We start from the raw sequence: 26949 nt of genomic DNA, 5'->3' as shown, positions 1-26949 counted from the left end.
GAACAAAATACATGTCACAGTAACGTACGAAAGTGATGCAGGAGGTCGTGTGTAATGAACAAAGAACAACCAGCGTTAAAACAAGACATCGGCTTATTTTTCGCCCTATCTCTTGTCATCGGGACCATTATCGGGTCAGGCGTCTTTATGAAGCCAGGCAACGTCCTTTCCTATTCAGGAAGCTCAGACATCGCCTTATTCGCTTGGCTGCTAGGTGGCATCTTAACCCTTGCAGGCGGACTGACTGTCGCTGAAATTGGTACACAAATCCCGAGAACCGGCGGGTTGTACGCCTATCTTGAAGAAGTGTATGGTGAATTTTGGGGCTACTTATGCGGCTGGGTGCAGATTATTATTTACGGACCCGCCATCATTGGTGCACTTGGTCTTTATTTTGGTTCATTATTAGCCAATCTATTTTCTCTTTCGACTTTATGGTCTACAACGATCGGCATTATCACCGTTTTATTTTTATGTATCATCAACATCATGGGAACAAAATACGGCGGATTTGTTCAGGGGCTGACCACTATCGGAAAGCTTGTCCCAATTGCTGCGATTATTGTGTTTGGCATATGGAAAGGTAACGAAAACATCTTGATGGCCGTCAACGATAGTATCGCTCAAATGAACTTCGGAGCAGCGATTTTGGCTACGCTGTTTGCTTATGATGGCTGGATTTTACTTGCGGCGCTTGGGGGTGAAATGAAAAACCCTGAGAAACTGCTTCCTCGTGCAATGGCAGGCGGAATTTTAATCGTGACGGCTTGTTATCTCTTTATTAATGTCGCACTTTTGCACGTGCTGCCAGCTGATCAAATCGTCCAGTTAGGTGAAAATGCGACAAGCACAGCTGCTACCATGCTCTTTGGGCCAATTGGCGGGAAAATCATTAGTATTGGGATCATCATCAGCATCTTTGGCTGTTTGAACGGAAAGGTTCTTTCATTCCCACGTGTGATTTTTGCGATGGCAGAACGAAAGCAGATTCCTTTCGCCAACGCGATTTCGCGGATTCACCCAACGTTTAAAACACCTTGGATCGCTGTATTTGTGCAAATTTTGATCGCCATTGTGTTTATGATCGTCAGTAATCCGGAGAAGCTGTCTGAGGTCTCGATTTTCATGATCTACATCTTTTATGTGATGGCCTTTTTCGCCGTCTTTAAGCTGAGAAAACAAAACAGCGGAATGAAGCGTGCTTACAGTGTACCACTTTACCCGCTGACACCGATCATTGCGATTATCGGTTCATTATTCGTTTTAATCAGCACCATGATCACCGATTGGAAAAGCTGCCTGATCTCCATGCTGATCGGGATGGCTGGACTGCCTATTTATTATTATATGAAAAAAACACAAAATAAAGCAGAGCACTAAACAGTGCTCTGCTTTTTTTCCTTCTTCTCAGCGTAAAATAGAAAACCTTTGCAGTCTAGGAAAGACGAGTATCGGAGCGGAGGACTGACTTGCCTACAGGCTGGAGCAGAGTGCTAAACGGTCTCTGCTTCATTTTTTATATTGTTTGATCACTTTGTATGATTCGTTTAAATATCTCATGAGCCGGTATGGCTTACTAAGCACACGGATTGGGAGTCTTGAGATAAATCCATTCAGGTTCGACTTATATTCCTGCGTGATCCGCTTTGGCTTTGTCGCTATTTTCTCGTATACTTCCTTGTAAAATTCCTTCATGATGTCGACTTGCACACTGATCTTTTGATGACACTCTGTACACTCAACGCTTTTCATCTGATCATTCACATAAACGATGCTGTGGAGGGTCTCTTCTTGGCACCGAGTACAGTGTAGGTTTGCTTCCATTTCGGTTTTCTTCAAGATACACAGCTCCTTTCTCGTTTGATGTTGCTCTTGTTATACCATTCGAACGCTGCCAGCCTTTTATTGAACGGATGCTTCCTTTAAAATGGCTGCCGCCGTTAGTTCGTCTGTCACCAGTACTTGGATGAAGCCGCCATTTAAAGCCCCTAAAATGCTCTCAGCTTTATGGGTGCCTTCTACAACAGCGATGACCGTTTTGACGCTCTTTAATTGTTCCAGCGATAAGCCAATGACCTTTTGATTCAGTTCATCTTGAACAGGTTTTCCTTCTCCATCAAAGAAACGAAAGCCAATATCACCGACAGCCCCTGATTGCCTTAAACCAGATAAGTCCTCTTCTTTTAAATAACCGACTGTTTTTAAAGTTGACCCTTTATGCGGGTTGCCAATACCGATGAGGGCAATATCCACATTTCTGCCTTCTTCAAGCACAGCTTCTATGTCCTGCATCGCCATAAGCCGTTCTTTTAATTCTTCTGTTTTTAAAATCGCAGGGGCATATAAATAGGAACACGTGCCGTTCATTTTCTTTGCCAGCTCATATGCCAGCTGATTGGCATGAATGTCGACCGCCTGCCTGCCCATTCCGCCTTCTAAAGGAATGACCTTCACATCATTTCTTCGTTCAAAAGGATATTCTTTGACAAGCTCAGCAAGCGTCGTGCCCCATGAAATGCCGATTTTCTCCGCATCTTTCATGTTTTTAGACAAATAATAGGCGCCTGCTTGACCGACTGCCCGCTTCACCATCTCAGACATTGTCCCGACACTTGGAACAACGACCGCATCTGTTAATTGAAAGGTTGTTTCTAGCTGCTTTTCCAGTTCCACCGTATGAATGCTTTCGTCTTTAATGTACACTTCAACGATTCCCACATCTTTCGCTTTTTGTAAGAGCTTTGAAATGACTGGTCTTGAGACATTGAGCTTTTTTGCAATTTCCTGCTGCGTCCACCCGTCTGTATAATAAAGATGAGCAACTTTGACGAGCTGTCGTCTTTCTTCCCAATTCAGCATGTGACATCATCCTTTTAATATACTATGATTACCAGTATACCAAACATTCGTTTCCAATTGGAACAATTGTTATGAAAATGACAAAAAGAGCGATTAACTCTCCGCTCTTTTTCCCTCAGTATATTTTGGCTGATACGTTCTCCCTCCGTCTAACAGGATAATCTGTCCGTGCAAATAGCTCCCCTCGCCACGTGTAAGAAATAGAGTGAGCCCTGCGATATCCTCAGGCTTTCCTAATCTTCCGATGGGAATGAGTGATTGCAGCTGCCGTTTCTCCTCTACAGTAGGATAGAGCGTATCAAGCATTTGAGATTCAATGACGCGGGGGGCAATCACATTGATGCGTATTTGATGCGAGCCTAGTTCCTTTACGAGCGAACGCATCAATCCAAAAGCACCTGCTTTTGATGCATAATATTGAATACCGCCGCCTGAGCCGGTGATTGCCGATCCCGATCCAATAATGACAACACTGCCTTCCTGCCGCTCACACATATAGGGTGCCAGCGCTTTGATGCAATAGTAAAGACCATATAAGTTCACAGCCAGTGTCTTTTTCCAAAGTGAAAAATCGACTTCTAAAAAAGGCAGTGATTTTGTCATTCCTGCTGAGTACACAAGGTGAGCAATACCGCCCAGCTCCCTTTCAGCTGCTGATATCATTTGCTGAACACTTTCCCACGATGAAACGTCAGCTTGAAATATCAGCAGCTGAGGATACTGTGTCTTTAAGAGCGAAAGTCCCTTTTCATCTATATCTGACACGGCGACTTGGTGCCCTTCTTTTAAAAACCGCTCAGCTATTTCTTTTCCGATCCCTTGGGCTCCGCCAACGATGAGAACTGGTTTTTGAACATTAGCCAGCACTCTCACCCCCATCAAGCATAATCGCCGCGCCATCTGTAAATGCACCATAGGATGTACTGAGGAACACCGTCATATGGGCCACAGTCTCCTTGATTTGCTCTGTATCAGGAACCAAATCGAGAGGCGGCGGCAGCAGCGCAAGCACCCGGATACCTTTGTCTTTAAATTCTCTTGCTAACCCTTTTGTCATGGCATTCAGCATAGAATTTGATGTAGCATGTGAGATCCCGCCATCCCCTGTGATACTGCCTGATGACGATATATTAATGATGCAGCCTTGCTTCTGATCAACCATATGCCATACGGCAGCCTGACTGGAAAGAAAGACGGTATTCACAGCCGATTCCACTTCATCCACCCACTCATCTGGGCTCACGTCATCAAGCTCCGCGTCCGCTCCTTGTTCAGCTTGATTGACCAAAATATCCAGTTTACCGCATGTATCAATCACTTGCCTCAGCATCCGTGTGGCATCACGCGGCGTTTCCAGCGGGTTCTGAATGATACTCGCTTGACCGCCCATTTTTTGAATGTCTTCACGAATGGTTTTAGCCTTTGATTCATCATGAAACGTGTGTAAAAAAACATGTGCACCTGCCCGGGCTAAAGCCAGGCAGATGGCTTCTCCAAATCCATCTGTGCTACCTGTCACAAGTGCCGCTTTCTGATGAAGCTGGACGTGCACATGCATCTCCTCCCTATCCCTTGTTTGGCATTTATTTTCTCAGCTTACTCACGATATCAAGTGCTGCTTCATAAAAACCTTCTGAGATGGTCGGATGCGGATGAATCATTTTCGCCATCTCTTCTGCTGTTCCTTCTAAATACATAAAGGAGGAAGCTTCTGAAATCATCTCTGTGACGTGCGGGCCAACCATCGTCGCACCAATCACTTCGCCATAGGCTGTATCGTATACCAATTTAATAAAACCTGTTTGCTCGCCTGCCGCTAGTGCTTTACCACTTGCTGCTAAATCAAATCGTTCTGCCCGCACGTTAAGTCCTTTGGCTTTTGCCTCTTTTTCAGTCAGACCAACACTTGCTACCTCTGGTAATGTATAAATACATCTAGGCATGATATCAGCATTCATTTTTTCAGACACACCGCAAATATTACTGACCGCAACAGCGGCTTCTGCCATCGCTGCGTGAGCAAGCTGATAGCCGCCAGCGACATCCCCGACTGCATAGACACCTTCCACGCTTGTCTGCATCTTGTCGTTCACCTTGATAAAAGGACCCTCCAGCTGAAGGTCAAGCTGGCTGACAGCAGAAACGCTAGGTCTTCTTCCTACACAAACAAGCAGTCTTTCAGCCGTAAAGATATGCGTCTCTCCTTTATCGTCTGATGCATGAACCGCTTTGATTCCTTCGCTTTCCGTCACCTCTGTCACAGTGGTTTTTTTCGCGATATGGATGCCTTTTTTCTTTAATTCTCTTTCTAGCAGCTTAGATGCTTCCTCATCCTCTTGCGGAATAATAGACGGAGCCGCTTCGATAATCGTGACTTTTGATTGAAGACTCTGGAAGATACAAGCCAGCTCAAGTCCAATGACACCGCCGCCAATGATGACGACAGAAGCCGGAATATCTGGAATGTCAAAGATCGTATCACTTGTGTCAAATTGAATGTCTTTAAGGCCCGGTATTGGCGGAATGGCAGGTGAAGATCCAGTAGCAATGATGAGTTCTTTCGTTTCGATCGATTCTGCCCCATCTTGCTTTTCAATCTCAATCCGGTGCTTTGTAACAGCTGTACCTCTGCCGTTATATACATCAATCTTTCCTTGCTTTAATAAAAAGGCAATTCCGCCTCTGAGCTTTTCAATGACGTCATCTTTGCGCTTTCTCATTTTATCGAAGGAAAGGACCAAATCACCTGTTTCAATTCCCCAGCTTTTCGCCTTCTCAATTGATTCAATGACTTCTGCATGTTTGAGCAGCGTCTTTGAAGGAATACAGCCCCGATTTAAACAAGTACCGCCTAGAAAATCCTCTTCAATCAATGCGACCTTCCGTCCACGCTCAGCTGCTTGAAGGGCGGCAGTATACCCGCCAGGCCCTCCGCCAATGACTGTCAGATCATACGCTTTCGTCATCCGATTCATCTCCTACATTAGCAATTCAAATGGTTGTTCAAGCACTTTTTTAAGATCTGTTAAAAAGGCAGCCGCTGGTGCGCCATCTACCACTCGGTGATCAAACGATAAACTAACGCCCATCATCGGCCGCACCTGAATTTCTCCATCTACTACAACAGGTTTTTCTTGAATGCGCCCAACCCCTAAGATCGCCACTTCCGGCTGATTAATAATCGGGGTAAAGGTATCAATGGCATACATCCCTAAGTTACTAATGGTAAAAGTGGATCCTTTCAGCTGGTCTGGCAGCAGTTTTTGTTCACGTGCGTTTCGGCCGATTTCTTTCGCCTCTTTTGTCAGCTGTTTTAACCCTTTTTGGTTCGCATGAGAAATGACTGGAACCATTAAGCCATCTTTTACAGCGACAGCGAGACCAATGTGCACATCGTCATGGAAATGGAGCTCATTTTGTTCAAACGTCATATTGATATGCGGGTGGCGTGTGAGTACGTTGCTGACCGCATGAATGATAATTTCTGTGAACGACAATCTGTAGCCTGTCTCTTTTTCAATCGCTGGCAATAGCTGTTTGCGTACTTCTTTCGCTTTTGTCATATCGATTTCACTTGTTAATGTCACGTGCGGTGCTGTAAAGGCACTTTGTGACATCCTATCAGCGATCACTTTTCTCATGCCAGCTAGTTTTTGTGTTTTCGCTGGAGAAGACTCTGCTGTTTGTGCAGCTGCTGCCGTTACATCACTCTTCATAATTTTTCCGTGTGCACCAGATCCAGCAACATTCGCTAAATTGATTCCTTCACGAGCAGCCACTTTTTCTGCAAGTGGTGACACGCGCTGATCTTTCTCACTAGAGTGGACGGCCGCCTCGACGTCACGCTTTTGAACTCTGCCTTTAGGTCCTGTGCCAGATACCTCATGAATCGCTACATGATGATCCTTTGCCGTTTTTCTCGCCGCAGGTGTGGCACGTACTTTTTCATTAGGTGTTTTTGGGGCTTCAGTAGAACTGGATGAAGCCGCTTCTGATGAAGACGATTCGCTGCTGTCTGGTGATTCTTCATCTGATTGTGCTGGCGGTTCGCTTGGCACCTGTTCATTTGCCTCTCCGATGTATCCAATGACAGCATTAACTGGAATTTGATCATCGGCTTCATAATATTTCTTTAGAAAAATACCATCATCATAGGCTTCCACCTCAATATTGATCTTGTCTGTCATAATTTCAAAAAGAGGCTCACCGATTTCAACCGAATCACCTTCTTCTTTAAACCATTGAAGCAAGGTGCCGACTTCCATCGTACTGCTCAGCTTCGGCATAAATATCTCTTTTGGCATGATCTTCTCCCCTTTACTTAAGAGCGCACAAGCTCTTTTGCTGCTTCAATAATATCTGGCACTTGTGGAATGACCGCTTTTTCCAGCGTCGGGTTGTATGGTATTGGGACCGCAAGACCGCCAAGTCGTTTAATTGGAGCATCTAAGTAGTCAAAGGCTTCACTTTCCGCTATCATACTTGCAATCTCTCCGCCATAGCCGCCTCGTTTTACCGCTTCATGAACGACGATACATTTACCTGTTTTCTTCACAGATTCGATAATCGTTTCTTCATCTAATGGGACGAGTGTTCTTGGGTCAATGATTTCAACATCGATTCCCTCGGCTTCTAGTTCCTTCGCCGCTTCTAACGCTTTGTGTACCATAATCGCTGTTGCTACAATCGTGACGTCTTTCCCGCTTCTTTTCACATCTGCTTTCCCTAGAGGAATGGAATATTGCTCTTCAGGCACTTCACCGATTGTTTTATATAAAAGCTTGTGCTCGTAGAAAATGACAGGGTTATCATCATCCATCGCCGCTTTTAAAAGTCCTTTTGCATCATAGGCTGTTGAAGGCTGAACCACTTTAAGTCCTGGAATATGCGCCATCCACGCTTCTAAGCTTTGGGAGTGCTGCGCCGCTGCCCCCGTTCCTGATCCTGCTGGTGTTCTCACGACAAGCGGAACCTTTCCTTTTCCGCCAAACATGTACCGTGTTTTGGCTGCTTGGTTCACAAGCTGATCCATTGCGATTGTGATAAAGTCAGAGAATTGAAGTTCTAAAATAGGACGCATACCAGTTAAAGCCGCTCCGACTGCCCCACCTGCGATGGCAGCCTCTGAGATAGGTGTATTGCGAACACGCTCTGGACCGAATTCTTCAATCATGCCGCGCGTGACCCCAAAAGCACCTCCATATACGCCGATATCTTCACCTAAAATGAAGACATCTTGGTTTTCTCTCATTTCCTGACTCATAGCCTCTCGAACGGCTTCTAAATATGAAATCTCTCTCACTGTTGTTTTTGTCACGTGATTCCCCTCCTAATTAGGCGTATACATCCTCTAATAGTGTGTCAATAGACGGTTCTTTACTGTTTTTGGCGAATTCGACAGACGCTTCAATTTCCTGCTTTGCTTCTTCCTGTAAGCTTGCTGCCTGCTCTTCTGTCAAAACATTCAGTTCAATCAAGAGAGACTTAAAACGTTTGATGCCGTCTTTTTGTCTCCACTCTGTCTCTTCTTCACGTGTACGGTATTTTTTCGCATCACTCTTAGAGTGACCCTTCCAGCGGTATGTTTTCATTTCAATGAGTGATGGGCCTTCTCCCGCTCTCGCACGGCTGACTGCTTTATCAACTGTGTTCATAATTTCGACCATGTCATTTCCATCAACCGTTTTCCCTGGCATTCCGTAGCTTTCTGCTCTTGTTGAAATGTCTTCAATGTTGATCATTTCTTTCACAGGGCCAGACATGCCGTACTGGTTGTTTTCACAAATAAACACAACTGGTAAATCCCAAATAGACGCAAGGTTTAATGCTTCATGGAAGCTGCCTTCATTTGTGGCACCATCTCCGAAGAAACAAAGAACAACAAAGCCTTCCTGCTTCATTTTAGATGTGAGCGCTGCACCTGTTGCCAGCGGGATACCGCCGCCAACGATTCCATTTGCCCCAAGATTTCCTTTTTCTAAGTCCGCAATATGCATGGAGCCGCCTTTTCCTTTACAATAGCCGGTTTCACGTCCAAACAATTCAGCCATCATTTTATTAACCTCGGCCCCTTTTGCAATACAGTGACCGTGTCCCCTGTGTGTGCTGACGATCTTATCTTTATCTTCTAATACGGCAATCGATCCAACAGCTGACGCTTCCTGTCCAACACATAAATGAGTGGTGCCATGGATAAGTCCTTTTGCAAAAAATTGATCAACCTTTTCATCAAAATATCTCACTAACCACATTTGTTTATATAAATCTGCTAATTTCTCATGACTAATCTGTTCAGGCAAAGTGATTTGTTTTTGCATTTATTCTCTCCCCTTTACATTTGTTCTTATGTGTTACATTTGTAATTATCATACGTTTAAGTGTCATCGAAGTCAAGCATTTCTCTCTCATTTTTAAGCGTTTTCATCTTTTGTCCGAAAAAAAGAGAAAGGCAAAGCCCTTTTCCAAAGAACTTCTCTTTCTCTTTTAATCTCATACACTCATTCATCTGGATACATCATGATTTTGACGCTCTCACCCTCAGGATGCCTCGCACATTTTATCGCCTGAAGCAGCTGGCTTAACGGATAACGATGCGTCACCATCTTTTCAGTGTTGACCACTTTTGCTTTCAGAAGCTCAAGGGCTTCACGATAGTGATATGGATGCGAGGAATAGGCTCCTACTACCTTCACTTCATCATTGAAAAATCGTTCAGCAGGAATGGGCACATCGCCCTTTGGAAAATGAGCAAACACCAAAATCGTCCCGCCTCGCGCTACAGCCTGAAACGCCTCTTTTAAAAGCGCACTGCTCCCAACAGAAATAATAACGAGGTCTGCTCCCTTTCCATCTGTTTCCTTCATCACCCGGTTTTCAACCGGCTCAGCTGCTGGATGGAAAGCGATATCTGCACCTAAACTCCTCGCTTGCAGCAGCCTGTTCTCATTCACATCTGTTATCATCACTTTCCCAGCCAAATAATATTTGGCGAGCTGCAATTGAATACAGCCAATTTGCCCCGCTCCAAGGATCAATACGGAATCTCCTGGATGAACAGGAGCTCGTTCAAACCCATGCAGACAGCAGGCAACCGGTTCTACCATCGCCCCTTGCTCATACGATACGTCTTTTGGAAGCTTGCCCATCGTGTGCTTGACATGCAAAGCAGGTACACGGATATATTCTGAAAACCCGCCCGGCTCTACATTTGTGGCTGTAAACTGCGGACACATCGTATAAAACCCCTTTTGACAAAAGTCACAGGTGAAACAAGGCACATGATGCGCCACATAAACCCTGTCTCCCGTCTGGACATTTGTCACACCCTTGCCGGTCTCGACAATATCACCAGCGATTTCATGCCCTAACACCGTCCCAGGAGGTACTGTCTCATGCGTTGCTTTGTAAATATCCGTTCCGCATAAGCCGCAGGCTCGCAGCTTTAACAAAACTTCATCATCACCGATGACTGGCCGGCTCCGCTCCTCATACCGAATGTCCTCTGAAGAATAAAAGACAGCTGATTTCATGTAGCAGCATCCTCCTTTTCATCACCCTTCGCAAAATCCTGTAGTGTTTGAACAAGCTGCTTGTACTCACTCATCTCGCTGGATATCCAGTAGCGCCCTCCAAATATACGAGCTGGCCCCACCCTGACATAGACTTTCCCGATATGAGGATAAGGCTTTAAAAAAAGCTTTCCTTTAATATCAGAAACTGCATATGTGTGCCATCTGCCAAAAGCGCCTATCTTCAGTTGATCTTCACTAATGATGACGTTTGTCGGCTGGTTCAGTCCCGTGATACTAGAAAGTATGAGAATAGGCAGAGTATAAACGCCTAACACAGCTAACGGGTCAGGTCCTGCTGACCATAATGTATAAAGAGACCAGAGAAAAAACAGACAGATGAGCACAGCCGGAAGAAAAATAGACAACATTGCAGACGTTCGGCTATAAGCATGATGCTGCATGAGACTTCCTCCTTTCAGATCACTAGAAGGAGCCACAAAAGCTCCTCCATGCAATAACTCTCTACTTGATATGATCGATGATTTTCTCGATATCATCTTCAATACCAAATCCAGTTAAAAAGGATAATGTTTGAATCACAGGTGTCCCTTTTGTATCACTCACAGGTGTTGTTGTCACAATTAAATCTGCGCCCTCCGCTTTTTGCGGGACTTCAGATGCCTTACACTGTTCTACGACGACATCATATCCTTTTTCCTTTAACGTTTCTTCTACCTTTTTAGCCACAACCGTTGATGTTGCAACTGCCGTTCCGCATGATACTAATATTTTCTTCGCCATTAGAATCCCTCCAGCTCATTTATTGTTCTTTTTGATCTAAGCCCATTTCTTTCGCATACTGCTTTTTAATATCATTTCGCACCCAGTACCATAGAAGCGCATAAGCCAAAGCACAGATAATCGCTGCAATAAAGTAAGGGTTGCTCGGATCAAGAAGTCTCACCATGATCCAAGGAATAACGTGAGAACCAAGGTCAATACCTGAAATCATGTTTGCCCCTTCTGGGAAATCAAAGCCGACTGCTTTCCCCATGGTTGTCGCAAGCGGGGCAAGGTTCGTTGCGATAAAGAAGACAATCATTAATGTAAAAATACTGTTAATAAGGCCGCGAATAATATTTCCACGAGCGGCTGCTACTGCCCAGACAACTGTAAATGGCAGAACCGATAAGTCAGCAAACGGGAGCATGCCATTGTAAGGCAGAACAACTGCGAGCAAAATCGTAATCGGCACCATTAAAAGGGCTACCGCCATATTCGCTGGATGACCAATCACAATCGCTGTATCTAAACCAATATAGACATTTTTCCCTGGGAAACGCTTTTGAATATAAGAACGAGCGCCCTCAGAGATTGGAATGAGCCCTTCCATTAATAAAGCAACCATTCTTGGCATTAAGACAAGAACTGCCGCCATTTGAATACCGAGCGTCATCACGCCTTTTGCATCATAGCCGCCGAGAAGACCAATAATGATACCAAGTATGAGACCCATCACAAGCGGTTCGCCAAAAATGCCAAAGCGTTTCTTCAATGTTTCTGGATCAGCATGAATTTTGTTTAAACCAGGAATCTTATCAATGACGCGGTTGGACGCATACATGAGCGGGGCGAAGTTGACCGTTTCTGCATGAGCCATCGATACGCCTTTTAAACCGAAATGGTGTTCGATTGTCGGCGCCGTCCAATCGGCTAACTTTAGCGTGATCGCAGAGACGATCAAGCCAACAGCAAGAGCCAAGAACATATTATGATAAGCGTAGTAAGTAACAGAGGCTGCGAAAATCAAATGCCAGAAGTTCCAAATATCCACATTCAGCGTTTTCGTAAAGTTTACAGACAATAAGATGACATTTAATAAAAGCACAAGAGGAATCATGAGCGGGGCAACGGGTGTACCAAAGGATATGGCAGCTCCAATCGGCCATCCAACATCCAAAATATCGAGCTTTAGCCCAAGGGAATTAACCATGGCTTTTGCTGCTGGCCCAAGTCCGCTCACGAGCAAATTAATGACAAGATTGACACCAACAAATCCAATTCCGATCGTAATACCGGCCCTGAAGGATTTCTTAAAGCCCTGCCTTAAAATCATACCGAAAAGCGTCATAATAATCGGGAGCATAATAGTTGGTCCAAGGTCTAATATAAAATCGACGGCTTGCTTGATCATACATCCACCTCCTGAATTTTTCAGATAAAGCGCTTACATAATTTCGCGAGTGACTATTGGTTTAGTTCTTGCTGAAGCACGTCAACCGCTTCTTCATAAGATGTCATATAAGAGAGCTTCGTCATCACTTCTTCTTTTCTAAAAAGTGTCATCAGCTTCTCCAGCATCACAAGCTGTTTGCTAGGCTCAGAGATTGCTAGGACAAACACAATTTTGGCTTGCACTGTTTCATCAGGGCTTCCCATCTTATGAAAAATGACAGGTTCCTTTAAAGTAGCTACACTAATCGCTGGTTTGTTCACATGCTCAGGATCTGTATGCGGAATCGCTACCCCAAAGGCTGCAAGTGGAAGGCCTGTAGGATATGTTTTTTCTCTTTCAAGCACTGCTGGTAAAAAGCTCGATTTAATGTACCCTCCAGCTTCTAACCGCCCTGCTAAATATGTGGTCACCTCCTCTCTCGAAGATGTTTCGAACTGCAGCTTAATCAGTTGTTCATCTAACTCAAACAAGCTGTTCAAACAACCACCCCTTTCATTTGGTATAAATATGAACACATGTAACAAAAAGAAAGAACATTTTTAGAATAGAACCTTTTATAAAGCGCTTACAATTATGCCTTCTAAAAAATGTTCAATACTGTTACCTTTGTAAAGATATTATAATATTCAAAATTATAAGTCAATGTCCCTAGGGAAATTTAAATAAAAAAAGACGCAGTCATCACCGCGTCTCTTCCTTCTAATCTTCTATACTGCTTGTTAAATGTGGCTTCCTATATCTAAAAATTCAGATACAAATAGATTGTCTGTCTGCACTGCCATTTCTTCCTTTGTGCCAATTTTTTCGATTCTTCCTTCATTCATCACCACAACACGATCAGCAATATCAAATGCTTCTTCTTGATCATGTGTCACAAAAATGGTGGTCATTTGAAAGTCACGATGAACTTTTTTCAGCCAATGCCTTAATTCTTTCCTCACCTTTGTATCAAGTGCGCCAAAGGGTTCATCCAGCAGGAGTGCCTTCGGCTGAACGGCAAGTGCGCGCGCCAGTGCTACACGCTGCTTTTGCCCTCCTGACAGCTGCTCTGGATACCGCTGCTCATACTGCGTAAGCTGAACAACCTCTAAAAGCTCATGTACCCGCTCTTTGATGTCTTTTTTAGGCAGTCTTTCTCCTCTAGGTTTAATTTTCAGTCCATATGCCACATTATCAAAAACCGTCATATTTCGAAAAAGCGCATATTGCTGAAACACAAAACCGATCTGCCGTTTTCGTACTGGAATGTGTGTGTAATCCTGATCTCCGAATAAAATCTGCCCGTTATTGGCGTAATCAAGACCTGCAATGATTCTTAATAACGTCGTCTTCCCAGAGCCAGACGGTCCTAATAAAGAGATCAATTCACCATTTCTTATCGATAAATCCACGTTTTGCAAAACCTTTGTCTGGCCAAATTGTTTTAATATTTGTTTTGCTGTAATCCCCAAGGCACATCCCTCCATTTATGTTGACCGCTTGCCAAGCCGGTGATCCCTCTGCTGAATGATTTGCTTAATGATTAAAGTAATGACTGCCACAAACGCCATGAGAGACGCCACAGCAAAAGCGGCTTGAAATTGGTACTCATTGTATAAAATTTCGATATGAAGCGGCATCGTATTGGTCATCCCTCGAATATGACCTGATACAACCGACACGGCACCAAATTCACCAATCGCTCTTGCCCCGGCCAAGATGACACCGTAAAAAAGAGCCCATTTGATATTCGGCAGTGTCACAAAGAAAAAAGTCTTCCATCCGTTTGCACCCAGTGTGAGCGATGCTTCCTCCTCCTGAATGCCTTCATGCTGCATAAACGGGATTAATTCTCTAGCGATAAATGGAAATGTAACGAATATGGTGGCTAGGATCATGCCTGGTACAGAATAAATGACTTTCCATCCATTCGCCATAAGCCAAGGTCCTAAAAGCCCGTTTGAACCAAATAAAAGCACAAATACAAGTCCAGCAATCACAGGCGAAACGGCAAACGGGAGGTCCATCACAGTCGTTAACAAACGTTTTCCGCGGAAGTTAAATTTTGTGATAAGCCATGCAGCACTCACCCCAAAGATCATTTGAAGCGGCAAGGTGACGACGACAATGAAAACGGTCAATTTGATCGCCGCTAGTGTATCTGGATGTGAGATGGCCAGAAGGTATGAACTCCACCCTTTCTCAAATGCCTTTGAAAAAACGGTGATCAGCGGTATAAGTAAAAATAAAATCAAAAAAGCATACACGACCGTAATCAATAGGATTTTCACTGCTTTAGATTCGGTTACAGGACTTTTATACCGAACATGGTGCTGATGACTAAACTCTCTCTCCAATGGTTTCACCTCACGTATACTTGTTTTTTCCGCTCAACATACCACTGAATGCCGTGAATCAATAACAGAATGAAAAATGAAAGAAGCAGCATCAAGCATGCAATTGCTGCTGCACCATGATAATCATATTGTTCAAGCTTGGACATGATCATCAGCGGTGTAATTTCTGTTTTAAACGGAATATTTCCAGCAATAAACACAACAGAGCCATATTCACCTAGCGCTCTTGCAAACGCAAGTGAAAATCCAGTCATCACCGCAGGAAACAAGGCCGGTAGCAGTATGTGAAAAAAGGTCTGTCTCCTTGTCGCACCAAGAATCGCCGCAGCCTCTTCCACTTCCTGCTGCAGCCCCTCTATCACAGGCTGAACGGTTCGGATAACGAATGGAATGCCAATAAAAATCAGTGCCAAAATAATCCCAATCGGTGTGTACGCCACCTTTATATGCAGAAATTGACCAATCCATCCATTAGGAGAATAAAGGGTGGTGAGGGCAATACCCGCAACAGCGGTTGGGAGAGCAAAAGGCAAATCAATGAGAGCATCTAAGATTTTCTTTCCAGGAAATGTGTACCTGGCGAGAACCCAGGCAATCAGTACACCAAACCCTGCATTGATGAGAGCAGCTGCAAAGGAAGTCGTCACGGTCAGCTGAAGCGACTTCAATACTCTTGCATCGGTAAATACCTTCCAAATCCCCTCTGCTCCTAATGAAGCCGTCCAAATAAATACCATGGATAAAGGAATGACGACAATCGCACTCACATAAACGAGCGTCACCCCAAGGCTCAGACCAAATCCAGGCAATATACGTTTTCTTTTATTGGCGGCTGCATGTGTTTTCTTCATCACATCGCCCCCTATTTTTGTCCGCTGTATATTTGATCAAATAAGCCGCCATCATCAAAAAATCTTTTCTGCGCTTTTCTCCACCCGCCAAACGCTTGATCAATCGTCACCATATCAATCTTTTTAAACTGGTCTTTATATTTGTTTAAGACTTCTTGATTTCTAGGGCGATAATAGTTTTTCGCCGCAATTTCCTGCCCTTTTTTAGAATATAAATAATCTAAATAAGCCTTCGCCACTTTCTCTGTTCCTTTACGTTTCACATTTTGATCAACAACCGCAACAGGCGGCTCCGCTAGAATACTAATTGATGGGGTGACAATCTCAAATTTGTCTTTGCCTAGTTCGTGCTGCGTTAAATAGGCTTCATTCTCCCATGCAATTAACACATCCCCAAGTCCGCGTTCAACAAAGGTCGTTGTGGCTCCGCGTGCACCTGAATCAAGGACTTCGACATGTTCATATAGCTTTTTGACAAAATCCTTTGTTTTTTCTTCATTCCCATGAAATGTTTTATCGGCGTAGGCCCATGCAGCTAAGTAATTCCATCTCGCACCGCCGGACGTTTTCGGATTTGGCGTAATGATGGACACACCTGGCCGAATCAAATCGTCCCAATCTTTAATGTTTTTGGGATTCCCTTTCTTCACAAGAAACACAATGGTCGATGTATACGGTGTGGACTGATTTGGAAATTCTTTTTGCCAATCTTTTGAAAGCAGTCCGCGATCTGCAATCGCATCAATGTCATACCCTAAAGCCAGTGTTGCCACATCTGCCTCGAGTCCATCAATAATCGATCTTCCCTGCTTTCCTGATCCACCGTGAGACTGCTTGATCGTGACATCCTCACCAGTTTTGTCTTTCCAATACGTCTGAAAGGCTTGATTGTATTCCTGATACAATTCACGTGTAGGATCATACGAAACATTTAACAGCTCAACCTTTCCCTTTTGCTTTGAAGCTTCGTTTGCGTTTGAGCATGCAGTACTCGTCACAGCCAAGACTAAAATGATGGTCACGATAGAGACCCATTTCCACTTTTTCATGTTATCCCGCTCCCCGTTATCAAATAATAGTGACACCAACCTTGCCGTTTCACACGCAAAAAAGACCCTTAGCCACCTGAAATACATCACAGTTCTGTACTTCAAATTGCCAAGAGCCTTCGGTTGTCCGATCAGCTATGTATGATTGATGTTAGTCTTTATATTATTCAAACTATTCACAGGTGTCAACTCTGTTTTTTCATTTAAACAAAAAAAGAAACGCCATCTTGAAGAGGCGCTTCTTTTCCCGGGAAATGGTCTTAATCGGCAGATAGCTTTAAATTGACACCAACAGCGGTTCCATTTCTTGAGGAGTCAGCTACTCCTGTAAATGTCCCTGCTTTCCGATCAATGAGTAAGGCTTGCACATTTCCTATATCAATAGGTGAACTGCCAAAACGGTGACCCATGTCATTTAGCTTCGTTCTCACATCAAGGGGAACACCTACTTCGTAACGGTAAGAAGTTGGACTGTTTGTATAAATCCGCGGCTCTTCTACCGCATCTTGCAGCTCCATGTCGTATTCAAGCAAGTTTAGGATCGTTTGTGAAACCGAAGCAATAATGGTCGTTCCTCCAGGTGAGCCCACAGTCATGACCGGCTCGTTATCTTTGAATATGATGGTCGGGGTCATACTGGATAATGGACGCTTATTCGGCTGGACTTCATTTGCTCCGCCTGGTCTTGCGTCAAAATCTGTTAGTTCATTATTTAAGAAAAAGCCATATTCCGGAACAAGAATTCCTGTACCAAATAACTGTTCAATGGTTGTTGTGAATGACACGACATTTCCCCACTGATCGGCAACAGTAAAATGAGTGGTCTCGCCAATGGTTTTATCTTCTGGCTGCGGGACAATTGGGGATGGATTTTTTTCATCCTCATACGCCCATGGATCTCCTTCTTTCGGGTTTTTGTTCATTTGATCTAATTGAATGAGAGAAGCTCTTTTTGAAATGTAATCATCGTCTAGTAGTCCTTTTAGTGGAACATCTACGAATTCGGGGTCGCCTGCATATGCAGCACGGTCAGCATAGGAGAGATGCATTGTTTCAGCTAGCAGCTGATATTTTTCGAATGATTTGAGGTCATATTGTGATAGATTGAAGTGATCTAGTATTTTGAGTATTTGCAGCATAAACACACCGCCTGAGCTTGGTGGAGGCATACTTGCAAGCTGGTAGCCTTTATAGTCCCCCCAGATAGGCTTGTCAGTCTTGACTTCATAACGACCAAGGTCATCAGTTGTCATCGTTCCGCCAAAATCTTGGACTGTCTTTGCAAGTGCTTTTGCTACTTTTCCTTCATAAAATGCTTTGCTTCCTTTTTTTGCAATGAGCTTAAATGTTTTCGCAAGACCTGGCTGTACAAGCAGATCGCCTTCTTTGAGCGGCTGATCATCTGGAAGAAAGATTGGCGCTGCGGCCGTTTTTTTCAGCTTTTCTTGATGATCTTCAATGGCTTTTGCCAGAACAGAATCGATTTCAAATCCATCCTCTGCAAGCTGAATGGAAGGCTCAATCAATTCCTTCATCGAACGGGTTCCCCACTTATCTAATGCTGCCTCGAGACCTTTTACTGTCCCTGGGACACCAACCGCATTACCGTGTGTGGACCGCTCAGCAAATGGGATGACTTTTCCCTCATCCGTTAAAAACATGTCAGGTGTTGCGCCCTGTGGTGCTCGTTCTCTACTATTGATGATGGATGTTTCTTTTGTCTTTCCATCATAAACCATCATAAAACCACCGCCGCCAATTCCAGACATCATTGGCTCTGTCACATTCAGTGCGTACTGGATGGCAACAGCAGCATCCACTGCGTTTCCACCTTTCTTCAATACATCAGCACCTACTTCTGATGCCAGCGGGTGAGCAGTAGCCACCATGCCATCTTTACCAACAGCTACTTTACTCCCATGAGATTCGTTCGCATTGACTTGGCTGACAGGCAGAAAAAACGAGAAAACAAACAGACATATGGACAAAACAATTATAGAAATGCGTTTCATGAACAACACCCCTTCCATATTCTTACTTTGACCTTACCGACTTCTTGACCAGAATACAATAGATTATTCTAAAATTTCAAAAATTTTCATCCTATCATCCTACATTTCCTAAATCAAACATTGTTTTTCAAAACATATGACGCACTCACTCATTAGGAATAAAGACACATCATTTCCAACGATTCAGCTTCAAGGTATAATAAACACAACAAAGAGGGGGAAAAGCATTGAACAACAAATGCAGATTATTTTGGGAAGACTATTGGAAAGAGAAATCAGAAAAAGCACCTGCTGACGCGTTTGTTTCGGCGTGGGCATTCGGCTCAGATCCTGATCATTTGCTTGATCTTGTAAAGCAAGGAAAAAAAACAGCCACTTGTTCTGGACACCTTTTTTATGAAAAGGAACAGGAGCCGCTTCCACAACCCGGACAATATGCGGTCATTTTGGACAGCCAAGAAGAGCCAAAAGCCATCATTGAAATTACACATGTAGATGTCATGCCAATGAATGAAGTCCCCGTATCATTTGCACAAGCAGAGGGTGAAGGCGACTTATCTTATGACTATTGGTACAGAGAACATAAAGAATTTTTCACAGAAGCACTCCAATCATACGGTTTAGAATTCAAAGAGGATATGCTTCTTGTTTGTGAACGGTTTAAGCTGATTCATTCAGCTTCTTAGCCTTTAAGCGGCGCCAAATATGGCCCGCTTTTTTCGTGGCTTTTCCCCTTTTAGAAAAAGGTGTGTTGAGATCACATCTTTAGGTCAGAATAAGATCAAATAGAAAAAGTGAAGAAATTTTCGACTACACCTGTTTTTTTTCGACAAAAGAATATATAATTATTTGATGTGTGCATTGTCTCATTTATACAATGGAGGGTTTTTACATGTTAAAAAGGAAAAAAGACAAGTTTTCCGTCTTGTTAACGGAAATTGCTAAAAATTTAGATGAAACTGCTGAGTATTTTGTTAGCTATAAAGTAACAAATCAAACCACTCTGAAAGAATTTTCTGACACATTGAAGGAATATGAGACAAAAGGTGATAATCATGTTCATACCATGATTAAAGAGCTGAACAAAGCCTTTATTACACCGATTGAACGTGAAGACATTCTTCAATTGACGAATAGCCTCGATGATGTTTTAGATGGAATTGAGCATTTTTCCGCAACATTAGAAATTTACTCAATTACAAGCTCTGACGAACATATCGACAAATTCAGCCACTACATCAGAGAGTGTGCGAAAGAAATTTTAATCACAATTGATCTACTAGCTGAAAATCGCTTGAAAGATATTCATCCGCACGCAATCAAGATCAAAGAGATTGAACATAATTGTGACAATCTTCATCGTAAATCATTAAAGAACTTGTTTGGAAAAGAAACAGATCCAATTAAAGTGATTCAATACAAAGAAATTTACGAAACACTTGAAGAAATTGCTGATTCCTGTCAAAGTGTTGCCAACAATCTAGAAACAATCATTATGAAGAATGCGTAACGGGGTTAGTTAAACATGGACACATTACTCATCCTTACCATACTTATTGTCATTTGTGCACTTGCTTTTGATTTCATTAACGGGTTCCACGATACAGCAAATGCCATTGCGACTTCAGTTTCAACGAAGGCATTAAAGCCTAGACATGCGATCATCATGGCAGCGTTCATGAACTTCTTAGGAGCAATGACATTTACAGGTGTGGCAAAATCCATTACAAAAGATATCGCAGATCCATTTACACTTCAAAACGGCTCTGTTGTGATCTTGGCTGCTTTAATTGCCGCCATCACATGGAACTTGCTTACTTGGTATTACGGGATTCCGAGTAGTTCTTCACATGCATTAATCGGATCAATTGCAGGTGCGGTTATTGCCTCTGCCGGTTTTGGCGCTTTAAACTATTCGGGATTCATTAAAATCATTCAAGCACTTTTGCTTTCACCTATCCTAGCTTTCGTATTGGGATATATCGTGTATACCATTATCAAAATTATATTTAGAAACAACAATCTCGCAAAAACAAATAAACAATTCCGACGTGTTCAAATTTTAACGGCTGCACTGCAATCGTATACCCATGGGACAAACGATGCGCAAAAAGCGATGGGAATTATTACGATGGCTTTAATTGCAGGTAATTTGCATACAACAGACGACATTCCTTTCTGGGTACAATTCTCTTGTGCGCTTGCAATGGGACTCGGTACTTCTATCGGAGGCTGGAAGATTATCAAAACAGTCGGCGGTAAAATTATGAAAATTCGTCCGGTAAACGGAGTATCTGCCGACTTAACGGGTGCAGCTATTATCTTCGGTGCGACGTTTATTCACTTACCTGTTAGTACGACTCACGTTATCTCATCTTCTATTCTAGGTGTAGGTTCTGCACACAGAGTCAAAGGGGTTAACTGGGGTACAGCAAAACGTATGCTTGTCACTTGGGTGATTACATTACCGATTTCAGGAACTCTAGGAGCTCTTATATACTTTGTGTTAAATGCGATTCTCTAATATCAAAGACCTGTCTGACAGGTCTTTTTTTATTTGCCCGCACACTTAAAACCTTCCTTCTGCAGGACATTTTTTCATGAAGCAGGTTTTCCAATCATATCCATAGAAATAAACAAGTATTCATCTGTCTATGGGAGAGAAGAACATGCTATTATTTTTTCAATTGACTGTATGGTTATTGCTAGGTGCTCTTGCTGTGTATGTATTTGCGGTTTGGCGCTTTGAACAAAAAGTAAAAGAAAAGATGTTTGCCATTCGTAAAACGTGGTATTGGATTTATGTAGCGGGTGCTGTTGTGTACTGGACAAATGACCCCTCTTCTATCTTCACTGATTGGATGCACTACTTGATCATTGCCGTATTTTTCGCATTAACTGATGCTTTCATCTTTCTTAGCTCCTATATTAAAAAACTCGGAAATCATGAGCTGGAAACCGACACCCATCAACTCCTTGAACAAAATAACGATCTGCTTCATTCTTACCTCAATAAACTAAAAACGTACCAATACCTATTGAAAAATGAACCGATCCATGTATATTATGGAAGTGTAGAGGCATATATAGAGGGAATTGAGCGGCTGATTTATTCTTTTGCCGACAAGATGAATATTCAAGCGGTGCTTTGTCCATACGATATGCAGGAACAAAAAGACGACCTGCTTCGGACACTTGACCAGCGGGCTCTTATTCAGGCGAAGCTTGACAGGCAGGAAGTATATTACGATGATTTCGGTCATTTGGTGCTCATCCCATTTTCTGTAGCAGATGCTCATTTTGTCATTAAGCTCACCTCCGATGAGATTGTCACGGAGTTCGACTATTTATTAATGACATCACTTACAACAATTTATGACCTAATCTTGCCTGACGAAGAGGAAGGTGATGAAGATGGACCACGCACTTCAAGGGGATAACAACAATCCTAAGAAAAACCCTTTTAAGATTTTAAAGAAAAAACGCCATATCAGTATGGCCGATTATAAGGTAAGCCCCCATACTGAGCGAATTTTTAAAAAGAATGAACAGCTTCTGGATGAGTATAAAAATAAAAAGGCTTGATTACACTAAAGGACGCGGAACGAAATCCGCGTCCTGCTTCCATTTTCACATAGACTTGCATACAATACACTATACGCTGCAACGATTGAGGTGCCAAAATGAAAAAGAAAATCAAACAACTGAGATATGTTCAGTTTGCCGAATATCAGCCGTCCCCATATACTAAGCGTTTAATTGAAAAGAGTGAAACAGCCATCCAATCATACAAACAGAAACACTCACTGATTTAACAGTTTAAGCAGCTTCTCCTTCGTTTTAGGACCGTATATTCCATCACTTGTCAAACCGTTCACCAGCTGAAAGCGCGCTACGGCATTCGCCGTTTTTTCTCCGTAAACACCATCGATGCCTTTATCTGCAGCCGATTTATCAGGATAAAAATAAACAGCAGCAAGCGCTTTTTGGACGTGGCGTACGTGCTCTCCCTTCGTTAGAGGCGAAGTCACCTTTAAAATCCCATCTGGCAGCTCATACATCATTTTTCCATCGTTTCGATAAATTTTGAGAACCTGTCCAATTTGAATCTTGTTCGGGTCGCTAATGTTATTCCACTTCTGAAGATCTTGAACTGTGACGTCATGAGCTTTGGCAATACTCGTTAACGTATCCCCGCTTTTGACGACATACGTGATGACCGTCTCAGGGTCTCCTGCCGTTTCAATTCCTTTTTTAAATTCATCCCATGTAGCGAGAAGCAGACGCGGACATGTTTTTCCAGACCAGTGCTGATGTGTGACCACATTCGCTAGTGGAATATTATGCTCTTTCAGCAGCTTTTGGATGAGCCATTGCGCATGTTTAACCGCTTGCTGGAAATTCCCATCTTCATTTTCACAAATTTCAATGCCGATCGACTTTCTGTTCCCATTTCCATGTCCGTCCCCTGCATGCCAGCCATTTTCATTTAACGGCAGATGCTGAAAGATTTCATGATCATCCACTGTAAAGTGCCAGCTTTCCGCTGTCGTTGGGCGTTTCACATATGCCGCATGACTTTTCGCATCCGCTCCCTTTGACGTGTTTGCTGTGTTATGCACCGTCACATACATCGGTGTCATGGCGTATCCTGGGCGATTCCCGTTTCCAACTGGAATAAAATCTTGATAAATTTCTACCATGTTCTGCACTCCCTTTTGCTAAATTGAATTGATCTTTCTCATCAATTGGTGGCGTTCGTAAGACAATTTGGATTTGTTTTAGTGATAAGACTATGGTAAAATTTGAATTCAATCCACTCTTTTTAGTAATGGGAAAACGCAAAAATGAAGAAAAAAACAGGAATTAATTCCATTTTTCCTTGATTTTATGTTAAAATTGTTAAAAATAAGCCGATATTAAAAGTAAGTAATAGCTTCATTAGCTATTTAGTCCTATATGGACTTTTCTTTTACGCCAAAAACAGAACATACGTTTGCTTGGAGGTTTTTAAATGACTGGTTTTTTAACCCATTTAGAAGAAGAGATTAAACGGTTATATGCCAAATTACAAATAAGCTGTCCTGCTTATAGAGACATGCAAAGGATCGCTTCTGAATTTCATGTATGGGTCCACTATGAGGATACTGGCAGCATGATGATCAAACATCAAGGTCTTTACAGTATTATATTAAACAGATCTCTATCGTCAGAGGAACAATGGCAGGATTTTGCCCACGAGCTTTGTCATGTGCTGAAGCATGCAGGCAATCATTTCAAGATGCACAAACTCTTTCGAGAACTGCAAGAGTTTCAAGCTAAACAATTCATGTATCACTTTTGTGTGCCGACCTTTATGCTGATGCAAATGAAGCTTCCAAACCTTCGGCAGCAAGCCATTTTGCACATTGCGCAAACATTTCATGTCACCTGGGCTTTCGCTGAAAAGCGGCTGGCCTTGTTCGAACAGCGGAAAGCAGGCATTCGCTTCCAACAAGAGTTTACATCTTATTTAATGAAAGCCGAGAAGGTCGCGGAAAAAGAAGCTGTTTATCAAACGTAAGCCTCTTCTGCATAGGGCGACAGGGTTTATCCATAAAGATTTAATACTTGCTTGAGTACATTTGTGTACCGATAAAATTGCTCATTTTGCGTTTCACGGCGATAGCGCCGTCTGAAGTCTTGAAAGAATGCTCTTCTTTGCGCCTGACTGATTTCAAGTTGTACACTTTTTCCGGTCAGACATTGATTATTAATATTGTGAGGATGTGTTCCAGAATAGCGATCAGATTCAGATAGCAGCACTGCGGGGAATCCATTAAGCGTTAAACGTTTCACTGTTTCTGCCGCTTTTTCTCTGTCTGTCCCGCCCACTAATGTTTGAAGCACCTCCGTTTCCCCGTAGCCATGGAGCGCAAACGTGTAATGATGGGCATGCACTAGAGAAAGGCAGACCGGCTCATTGAAACGTGTGCTTGTAATGTGAAGCACATGATTGCCTTTCACTTTAAGGCCTTCAAATAAATACATAGAATCATCACTTGCGATTTCATGAATGAGCTCACTCACGCCAGATTCAATTCCCCCAGCATGAGGGGACAAAACCAAAAGCTGGTCTCCTTTCCGCTCGTGAAGAATTTGATAGTCGATTCCCTCTCTTTCATGAGCGGAAAGCTCTTCATAACTTTGATATGTATCAATGATTTGCGTCATTCCATCTTCCCCATTTCTCTATATGAGCATAAGTCTACTGATCTTAAATTCTTTTGTAAAGGAATTTCGCATGACCTATCGACTTAATACATCCTTAAATTTTCCTTATCTTTTCGGCTATCTGTTGAATTTTGAGAAAAAATGACCGATAATTGAAATGAATAGAACTTTTGGACTATATGAATCTTTTTGTATTCTCTCTCATAAATTAGAAATATTGTGATCTACATCTGGAGGAATTCATGTTAAAAAAGAAAACCACCATCACCTTTGTCATCTTAATCCTTAGCTTCGCTGGCATCATTTACTGGAAATGCTTTTCTCTTCAAGGCGTATCTCACGGAACCTTTATCCGCTCGATGACATCACCTGACGGAACATATATCATCAACACCTATCGACATAGCGGAGGGAAACTAAAGGAGAACGCAGTTAGAGCAGAAATTGAAAACAAACTCACCCACCGAAAGAAAACGATTTACTGGAAATACCCTGATAAAGACCCTCTCATCAAATGGAAAAATGGACAGCTCGTTCAAATTGGGCATGAATTTTTAAATGTGGTAAAGGGAGAAACATACGATTATCGCTTTGACCGGAACAAAAGAAAATAGCGTATCAAAAAAACGAATCCCTTTTGGATTCGTTTCAAATTGTTGACAAAGGGCTAAAATGATTTTTATTTTAGCCCTTTGTCTTCTTTTCAGCGTGATAGAAAACCTTTGCAGTCTAGGAAGGACGAGCACTGGCGCGGAGCGAATTGAACATTCGTGAGCACCAGCGCGCAGGACTGACAAAGAATGCGAGGGTTTGTCTACACGCTGAAACGAATCCAATTGGATTCGTTTTTTACGTTGACATTACATGCTGCATGAATTCTTTCATTTCTTTACTTACGCTCGTCAGCCGTTCCACAATTTCACTAAACTCTGTCACAAGTAAAGCCTGCTCTGATGATGAACCTTTCATATGGTCCATACTCTCAAGTAATGTATGTATATTAGAGGAAATCCCTTGCAGTGAACTTTCAATATTTTCTGTTGCACGTGAAGTTTCACTTGAAAGCTTTTGAACCTCACTGGCTACAACACTAAATCCAGCCCCCTCTTTTCCTGCCCTGGCTGCTTCGATTGACGCATTCAATCCCAGCAAACTTGTTTGTTTCGAAATGCCCTTAATCATTTTTGTAATATCAGATGTTTTTTTCGAGCTTTCAAGTGTTTGCTGCGTTTGTAAGGTCATTTCCTCACTTGTCGCAGAAAGCTCTTCTGAATGTGCCGCCACCACATGCACCTTTTCTTGAATACTTTGAATGATGTCATTTAATGACTCCATATATGCTTCAAGCTCTAATTGATTTTTAAGTGGAAAACCTAAAGCGAGTGCGCCGATAACTTGTTGATTTTCATCAAAAATTGGCAGACCCATTGCATTTAACGGTATTCCGTAAACCGATTCAGGCACAAACATACTTGATGTCTCACCTCTGAGCGCTTTTTTCATATTTAAATCATCTGGCTTAATGAGTTCTCCTGCTCGAATTTGAAAATCAACATCTTTCGATGGCAAATACAGCAAGAATTTCTCTCGATCAATGACACCCATCGTCACTTCGTTTTTTAAAATCTGCATCATATAAGGTGCTGCTGTCACAATACTCTGTAGTATATCCAATTTCTCTACCCCCTTATATAGTTTATCGGTCGTTCTTCTTAAATTAATAGTTACTTTTTAAAATAATGATAATGATTAGAAGAAATTCTTCATATTTACGAGTAAAAAGAAGTACTTTTCCTTTCTATATTCAAACGTAAATTTGCTATAATTAATGAATCGACATATGATGAAATGGTCATGTAACCATTTTGTATATTCATTGGAG

General features: G+C 42.6%; 30 protein-coding genes. 9 read left to right on the top strand and 21 right to left on the bottom strand.

What is annotated here, in order from left to right; genetic code table 11:
- Positions 1 to 54 precede the first annotated feature (54 nt).
- Complete coding sequence (locus tag MHB41_RS06160) at positions 55 to 1380, top strand: amino acid permease (protein WP_070325746.1); 1326 nt, start codon at positions 55 to 57, stop codon at positions 1378 to 1380.
- Between the two features lie 129 nt (positions 1381 to 1509).
- Here the strand turns inward: MHB41_RS06160 and MHB41_RS06155 are convergent, their stop codons facing one another.
- The 18 genes from MHB41_RS06155 to ggt form a co-directional block, all read right to left on the bottom strand.
- Entirely contained in the window at positions 1510 to 1839 is a 330-nt protein-coding gene (locus tag MHB41_RS06155; protein WP_024426788.1) for a hypothetical protein, read from the bottom strand.
- Positions 1840 to 1902: 63 nt separating this feature from the next.
- Entirely contained in the window at positions 1903 to 2859 is a 957-nt protein-coding gene (locus MHB41_RS06150; RefSeq protein WP_340898873.1) for a sugar-binding transcriptional regulator, read from the bottom strand.
- Between the two features lie 93 nt (positions 2860 to 2952).
- Positions 2953 to 3738 carry an SDR family oxidoreductase gene (locus tag MHB41_RS06145; protein ID WP_217008618.1) on the bottom strand — a complete coding sequence of 262 codons (786 nt, stop codon included), beginning with the start codon at positions 3736 to 3738 and terminating at the stop codon, positions 2953 to 2955.
- Positions 3716 to 4417, bottom strand: coding sequence for an SDR family NAD(P)-dependent oxidoreductase (locus tag MHB41_RS06140; protein WP_175579094.1), 702 nt, complete (start codon positions 4415 to 4417; stop codon positions 3716 to 3718). Before MHB41_RS06140 ends, MHB41_RS06145 begins: the two co-directional genes overlap by 23 nt.
- A gap of 25 nt (positions 4418 to 4442) precedes the next feature.
- A complete protein-coding gene (lpdA, locus tag MHB41_RS06135; RefSeq protein ID WP_340898878.1) occupies positions 4443 to 5825 on the bottom strand; it encodes a dihydrolipoyl dehydrogenase in 1383 nt (460 codons plus the stop codon).
- Between the two features lie 12 nt (positions 5826 to 5837).
- The gene (locus MHB41_RS06130) at positions 5838 to 7163 is read right to left on the bottom strand and encodes a dihydrolipoamide acetyltransferase family protein (protein ID WP_340898880.1); all 1326 of its coding nucleotides are present in this window, start codon (positions 7161 to 7163) and stop codon (positions 5838 to 5840) included.
- A 17-nt stretch (positions 7164 to 7180) separates the two neighbouring features.
- On the bottom strand, positions 7181 to 8161 hold the full coding sequence (locus tag MHB41_RS06125; RefSeq protein WP_034281944.1) for an alpha-ketoacid dehydrogenase subunit beta: 981 nt from the start codon (positions 8159 to 8161) through the stop codon (positions 7181 to 7183).
- A 31-nt stretch (positions 8162 to 8192) separates the two neighbouring features.
- Complete coding sequence (pdhA, locus tag MHB41_RS06120; protein WP_217008549.1) at positions 8193 to 9176, bottom strand: pyruvate dehydrogenase (acetyl-transferring) E1 component subunit alpha; 984 nt, start codon at positions 9174 to 9176, stop codon at positions 8193 to 8195.
- A 180-nt stretch (positions 9177 to 9356) separates the two neighbouring features.
- Positions 9357 to 10388 (bottom strand): alcohol dehydrogenase catalytic domain-containing protein, encoded by a 1032-nt coding sequence (locus tag MHB41_RS06115; protein WP_217008548.1) that lies wholly within the window; start codon positions 10386 to 10388, stop codon positions 9357 to 9359.
- Positions 10385 to 10831, bottom strand: a complete 447-nt coding sequence (locus tag MHB41_RS06110; protein ID WP_034623414.1) for a hypothetical protein — start codon at positions 10829 to 10831, stop codon at positions 10385 to 10387. The genes MHB41_RS06115 and MHB41_RS06110 overlap by 4 nt, the downstream gene beginning before the upstream one ends.
- 61 nt (positions 10832 to 10892) lie before the next feature.
- Entirely contained in the window at positions 10893 to 11171 is a 279-nt protein-coding gene (locus tag MHB41_RS06105; RefSeq protein ID WP_003212259.1) for a PTS sugar transporter subunit IIB, read from the bottom strand.
- Positions 11172 to 11190: 19 nt separating this feature from the next.
- Positions 11191 to 12564, bottom strand: coding sequence for a PTS transporter subunit IIC (locus tag MHB41_RS06100; RefSeq protein ID WP_025093457.1), 1374 nt, complete (start codon positions 12562 to 12564; stop codon positions 11191 to 11193).
- Between the two features lie 53 nt (positions 12565 to 12617).
- Positions 12618 to 13085, bottom strand: a complete 468-nt coding sequence (locus MHB41_RS06095) for a PTS sugar transporter subunit IIA (RefSeq protein ID WP_120207214.1) — start codon at positions 13083 to 13085, stop codon at positions 12618 to 12620.
- 240 nt (positions 13086 to 13325) lie between these two features.
- Complete coding sequence (cysA, locus tag MHB41_RS06090; RefSeq protein WP_183002005.1) at positions 13326 to 14057, bottom strand: sulfate ABC transporter ATP-binding protein; 732 nt, start codon at positions 14055 to 14057, stop codon at positions 13326 to 13328.
- A 15-nt stretch (positions 14058 to 14072) separates the two neighbouring features.
- Positions 14073 to 14942 carry a sulfate ABC transporter permease subunit CysW gene (gene cysW / locus MHB41_RS06085; protein ID WP_120207218.1) on the bottom strand — a complete coding sequence of 290 codons (870 nt, stop codon included), beginning with the start codon at positions 14940 to 14942 and terminating at the stop codon, positions 14073 to 14075.
- 5 nt (positions 14943 to 14947) lie between these two features.
- On the bottom strand, positions 14948 to 15793 hold the full coding sequence (gene cysT / locus MHB41_RS06080) for a sulfate ABC transporter permease subunit CysT (RefSeq protein ID WP_034281474.1): 846 nt from the start codon (positions 15791 to 15793) through the stop codon (positions 14948 to 14950).
- A gap of 11 nt (positions 15794 to 15804) precedes the next feature.
- Entirely contained in the window at positions 15805 to 16842 is a 1038-nt protein-coding gene (locus MHB41_RS06075) for a sulfate ABC transporter substrate-binding protein (RefSeq protein WP_070325738.1), read from the bottom strand.
- A 260-nt stretch (positions 16843 to 17102) separates the two neighbouring features.
- Positions 17103 to 18854 (bottom strand): gamma-glutamyltransferase, encoded by a 1752-nt coding sequence (gene ggt, locus MHB41_RS06070; RefSeq protein ID WP_120207221.1) that lies wholly within the window; start codon positions 18852 to 18854, stop codon positions 17103 to 17105.
- Between the two features lie 227 nt (positions 18855 to 19081).
- Here ggt and MHB41_RS06065 point away from each other — a divergent pair, with 227 nt between their 5' ends.
- The 6 genes from MHB41_RS06065 (at position 19082) to MHB41_RS06040 (ending at position 22669) form a co-directional block, all read left to right on the top strand.
- Positions 19082 to 19540: an ASCH domain-containing protein gene (locus tag MHB41_RS06065; RefSeq protein WP_024424958.1), complete on the top strand. Its 459-nt coding sequence runs from the start codon at positions 19082 to 19084 to the stop codon at positions 19538 to 19540.
- Positions 19541 to 19746: 206 nt separating this feature from the next.
- Positions 19747 to 20364: a DUF47 domain-containing protein gene (locus MHB41_RS06060; protein ID WP_024426775.1), complete on the top strand. Its 618-nt coding sequence runs from the start codon at positions 19747 to 19749 to the stop codon at positions 20362 to 20364.
- 15 nt (positions 20365 to 20379) lie between these two features.
- Positions 20380 to 21378, top strand: coding sequence for an inorganic phosphate transporter (locus MHB41_RS06055; RefSeq protein WP_017359158.1), 999 nt, complete (start codon positions 20380 to 20382; stop codon positions 21376 to 21378).
- A 145-nt stretch (positions 21379 to 21523) separates the two neighbouring features.
- A complete protein-coding gene (locus MHB41_RS06050; protein WP_024424960.1) occupies positions 21524 to 22294 on the top strand; it encodes a type II toxin-antitoxin system SpoIISA family toxin in 771 nt (256 codons plus the stop codon).
- Positions 22263 to 22439 carry a type II toxin-antitoxin system SpoIISB family antitoxin gene (locus tag MHB41_RS06045; protein ID WP_080652934.1) on the top strand — a complete coding sequence of 59 codons (177 nt, stop codon included), beginning with the start codon at positions 22263 to 22265 and terminating at the stop codon, positions 22437 to 22439. The genes MHB41_RS06050 and MHB41_RS06045 overlap by 32 nt, the downstream gene beginning before the upstream one ends.
- A 98-nt stretch (positions 22440 to 22537) precedes the next feature.
- A complete protein-coding gene (locus MHB41_RS06040) occupies positions 22538 to 22669 on the top strand; it encodes a type II toxin-antitoxin system SpoIISB family antitoxin (RefSeq protein WP_120207232.1) in 132 nt (43 codons plus the stop codon).
- On the opposite strand, the gene MHB41_RS06035 is transcribed toward MHB41_RS06040, so the two are convergent.
- Positions 22658 to 23557 (bottom strand): N-acetylmuramoyl-L-alanine amidase, encoded by a 900-nt coding sequence (locus MHB41_RS06035; RefSeq protein WP_340898897.1) that lies wholly within the window; start codon positions 23555 to 23557, stop codon positions 22658 to 22660. The genes MHB41_RS06040 and MHB41_RS06035 overlap by 12 nt on opposite strands.
- A 311-nt stretch (positions 23558 to 23868) precedes the next feature.
- Between MHB41_RS06035 and MHB41_RS06030 the strand changes: the two genes are divergently transcribed.
- Positions 23869 to 24417, top strand: coding sequence for an ImmA/IrrE family metallo-endopeptidase (locus tag MHB41_RS06030; RefSeq protein WP_340898899.1), 549 nt, complete (start codon positions 23869 to 23871; stop codon positions 24415 to 24417).
- Positions 24418 to 24443: 26 nt separating this feature from the next.
- Here the strand turns inward: MHB41_RS06030 and MHB41_RS06025 are convergent, their stop codons facing one another.
- Positions 24444 to 25067, bottom strand: coding sequence for a poly-gamma-glutamate hydrolase family protein (locus tag MHB41_RS06025; protein WP_024424964.1), 624 nt, complete (start codon positions 25065 to 25067; stop codon positions 24444 to 24446).
- Between the two features lie 242 nt (positions 25068 to 25309).
- Between MHB41_RS06025 and MHB41_RS06020 the strand changes: the two genes are divergently transcribed.
- Positions 25310 to 25681 carry a DUF5412 domain-containing protein gene (locus tag MHB41_RS06020; RefSeq protein WP_024426772.1) on the top strand — a complete coding sequence of 124 codons (372 nt, stop codon included), beginning with the start codon at positions 25310 to 25312 and terminating at the stop codon, positions 25679 to 25681.
- Positions 25682 to 25916: 235 nt separating this feature from the next.
- Here the strand turns inward: MHB41_RS06020 and MHB41_RS06015 are convergent, their stop codons facing one another.
- Complete coding sequence (locus MHB41_RS06015) at positions 25917 to 26741, bottom strand: methyl-accepting chemotaxis protein (RefSeq protein WP_034281469.1); 825 nt, start codon at positions 26739 to 26741, stop codon at positions 25917 to 25919.
- Between the last annotated feature and the right edge of the window lie 208 nt (positions 26742 to 26949).

The sequence above is a fragment of the Bacillus sp. FSL H7-0578 genome, assembly GCF_038630855.1.
GTDB classification, from domain to species: Bacteria; Bacillota; Bacilli; order Bacillales; family Bacillaceae; genus Bacillus; species Bacillus safensis.
This window is presented reverse-complemented; position numbering and strand designations above follow the sequence as displayed.

Bases quoted from the DNA above. Each gene is read 5' to 3' on its own strand.
- MHB41_RS06115 (WP_217008548.1), bottom strand. From the start codon at position 10,388: ATGAAATCAGCTGTCTTTTATTCTTCAGAGGACATTCGGTATGAGGAG.
- MHB41_RS06055 (WP_017359158.1), top strand. From the start codon at position 20,380: ATGGACACATTACTCATCCTTACCATACTTATTGTCATTTGTGCACTT.
- MHB41_RS06040 (WP_120207232.1), top strand. From the start codon at position 22,538: ATGAAAAAGAAAATCAAACAACTGAGATATGTTCAGTTTGCCGAATAT.
- MHB41_RS06105 (WP_003212259.1), bottom strand. From the start codon at position 11,171: ATGGCGAAGAAAATATTAGTATCATGCGGAACGGCAGTTGCAACATCA.
- MHB41_RS06145 (WP_217008618.1), bottom strand. From the start codon at position 3,738: ATGGGGGTGAGAGTGCTGGCTAATGTTCAAAAACCAGTTCTCATCGTT.
- MHB41_RS06130 (WP_340898880.1), bottom strand. From the start codon at position 7,163: ATGCCAAAAGAGATATTTATGCCGAAGCTGAGCAGTACGATGGAAGTC.
- MHB41_RS06100 (WP_025093457.1), bottom strand. From the start codon at position 12,564: ATGATCAAGCAAGCCGTCGATTTTATATTAGACCTTGGACCAACTATT.
- MHB41_RS06150 (WP_340898873.1), bottom strand. From the start codon at position 2,859: ATGCTGAATTGGGAAGAAAGACGACAGCTCGTCAAAGTTGCTCATCTT.
- MHB41_RS06025 (WP_024424964.1), bottom strand. From the start codon at position 25,067: ATGACGCAAATCATTGATACATATCAAAGTTATGAAGAGCTTTCCGCT.
- MHB41_RS06045 (WP_080652934.1), top strand. From the start codon at position 22,263: ATGAAGATGGACCACGCACTTCAAGGGGATAACAACAATCCTAAGAAA.
- ggt (WP_120207221.1), bottom strand. From the start codon at position 18,854: ATGAAACGCATTTCTATAATTGTTTTGTCCATATGTCTGTTTGTTTTC.
- MHB41_RS06035 (WP_340898897.1), bottom strand. From the start codon at position 23,557: ATGGTAGAAATTTATCAAGATTTTATTCCAGTTGGAAACGGGAATCGC.
- MHB41_RS06030 (WP_340898899.1), top strand. From the start codon at position 23,869: ATGACTGGTTTTTTAACCCATTTAGAAGAAGAGATTAAACGGTTATAT.
- cysT (WP_034281474.1), bottom strand. From the start codon at position 15,793: ATGAAGAAAACACATGCAGCCGCCAATAAAAGAAAACGTATATTGCCT.
- lpdA (WP_340898878.1), bottom strand. From the start codon at position 5,825: ATGACGAAAGCGTATGATCTGACAGTCATTGGCGGAGGGCCTGGCGGG.
- MHB41_RS06140 (WP_175579094.1), bottom strand. From the start codon at position 4,417: ATGCATGTGCACGTCCAGCTTCATCAGAAAGCGGCACTTGTGACAGGT.
- MHB41_RS06020 (WP_024426772.1), top strand. From the start codon at position 25,310: ATGTTAAAAAAGAAAACCACCATCACCTTTGTCATCTTAATCCTTAGC.
- MHB41_RS06050 (WP_024424960.1), top strand. From the start codon at position 21,524: ATGCTATTATTTTTTCAATTGACTGTATGGTTATTGCTAGGTGCTCTT.
- MHB41_RS06160 (WP_070325746.1), top strand. From the start codon at position 55: ATGAACAAAGAACAACCAGCGTTAAAACAAGACATCGGCTTATTTTTC.
- MHB41_RS06075 (WP_070325738.1), bottom strand. From the start codon at position 16,842: ATGAAAAAGTGGAAATGGGTCTCTATCGTGACCATCATTTTAGTCTTG.
- pdhA (WP_217008549.1), bottom strand. From the start codon at position 9,176: ATGCAAAAACAAATCACTTTGCCTGAACAGATTAGTCATGAGAAATTA.
- MHB41_RS06110 (WP_034623414.1), bottom strand. From the start codon at position 10,831: ATGCAGCATCATGCTTATAGCCGAACGTCTGCAATGTTGTCTATTTTT.
- MHB41_RS06060 (WP_024426775.1), top strand. From the start codon at position 19,747: ATGTTAAAAAGGAAAAAAGACAAGTTTTCCGTCTTGTTAACGGAAATT.